The organism is Methylophaga sp. UBA5088 (assembly GCF_002414625.1).
GTDB classification, from domain to species: domain Bacteria; phylum Pseudomonadota; class Gammaproteobacteria; order Nitrosococcales; family Methylophagaceae; genus Methylophaga; species Methylophaga marina.
Genome location: NZ_DIAC01000051.1, coordinates 68,924 through 70,524, shown reverse-complemented (window position 1 = coordinate 70,524; position 1,601 = coordinate 68,924). Strand labels below are relative to the sequence as shown.

Here is a 1,601-nt window from a genome sequence, read left to right as displayed (position 1 = left end):
CTACCTGATCTCAAACAATATCTCTATCAACTACAAAATGAAGCTGCTCAACGTGAGCTAAGTGGCGCCAAAATCACTGCTAATATGCAAAAACGCTTAGATGCAGCAAAAGAAGAAATTCAAGTAAGACAGCAAGCTATTAATGATCTGAAAGCCGAGATCACACAGTTAGAAAGTAAATATGATCATGATCTCAAACGACTGAAATACCTGTTTAAACCTAACAAACAATAGTTAAACTAACGTATCCATAACCGATAATAATTGCTGGTTTTCAGTTGCAGTGCCAATAGAAATCCGTAAAAACTGTTCAATTCGCGGTTTGTTAAAGTGTCTAACGATAATGCCTTCTTTTCTAAGTCCAGCCGCAATATCAGCGGCCTTGGCCTGCTTATGCGAAGCAAAAACAAAATTGGCGGCTGAAGGCAGCACATCAAACCCTAACTCTTGAAGCCCTGTTACCACTTTATTTCGTTCATCAATGACTGCCTGACAGGTGTCTTTGAAATAGGCTTTATCTTTCATCGCTGCAATCCCAGCAGCAGAGGCCAAACTGTCAACGGGATAAGAATTAAAACTGTCTTTAACCCGAATCAATGCTTCAATCAGTTCAGGTTGACCAATCGCATAACCTATCCTGAGACCAGCTAGGGACCGCGACTTTGACATTGTCTGTACAACCAAAAGATTAGGATAATCTTTGACCAGACTGACGGCAGACTCACCACCAAAATCAATATATGCTTCATCAATCACTACAACTGAATCGGTATTCTTTCGTAGTAATTTTTCGATGTCAGAAAGCGCTAATAAACAGCCTGTAGGCGCGTTGGGATTAGGAAAAATAATCCCACCGTTGGTATTGCTATAGTCATCCACATCAATCTCAAATGCATCATTTAACGGTACTTTGTCAAAGCTTATCTGATAAAGCTGACAATAGACCGGATAAAAGCTATAGCTGATGTCTGGAAATAAGATAGGCGATTCATGCCTAAACAGCGCATTAAACACATGTCCAAGAACTTCGTCAGAGCCATTTCCGACAAACACATACGCGCTATCGATCTGATAAAAATCAGCGATTGCTTGCCGTAGCTCGGCTGATGTCGGGTCCGGGTATAAACGCAAGCGATCACTTGCCGCCATGCGAATGGCCTCAATCACTTTTGGTGATGGGCCGTACGGATTTTCATTGGTATTGAGCTTCGTTAAATTGGCCAGTTTGGGTTGTTCACCTGGCACATAAGGGTCTAACTCTTTAACAAAACCGCTCCAAAAGCGACTCATGATTAATCCTTAAGACGATATTCTGCTGATCTAGCATGTGCTGTGAGACTTTCACCGCGAGCTAATACCGATGCTACCTTACCTAAGCTCTGTGCACCCTGCTCCGATACCTGAATCAGACTAGAACGTTTCTGAAAGTCATAAACACCCAATGGTGAACTAAATCTTGCTGTTCTTGATGTAGGAAGAACATGGTTCGGTCCGGCACAATAGTCACCTAGTGCTTCAGGCGTATAACGGCCCAAGAAGATAGCACCTGCATGGCGGATTTTTTTAGCCATCTCCATCGGCTCATCAACAGACAATTCTAA

Annotated in this window: 2 protein-coding genes and 1 pseudogene; 1 reads left to right on the top strand and 2 read right to left on the bottom strand. The window is 42.4% G+C overall.

Annotated elements, in window-relative coordinates:
* Window positions 1–234 (top strand): annotated as a pseudogene (locus tag B4K20_RS07215) (DUF4124 domain-containing protein); the annotation flags it as partial.
* Here B4K20_RS07215 and hisC read toward each other — a convergent pair.
* Window positions 235–1,290, bottom strand: a complete 1,056-nt coding sequence (gene hisC / locus B4K20_RS07210; protein ID WP_289282410.1) for a histidinol-phosphate transaminase — start codon at window positions 1,288–1,290, stop codon at window positions 235–237.
* Between the two features lie 2 nt (window positions 1,291–1,292).
* On the bottom strand, window positions 1,293–1,601 hold a 309-nt coding region (locus B4K20_RS07205; protein ID WP_289282409.1), incomplete at its 5' end, for a histidinol dehydrogenase.

Bases quoted from the DNA above. Each gene is read 5' to 3' on its own strand.
- hisC (WP_289282410.1), bottom strand. From the start codon at position 1,290: ATGAGTCGCTTTTGGAGCGGTTTTGTTAAAGAGTTAGACCCTTATGTG.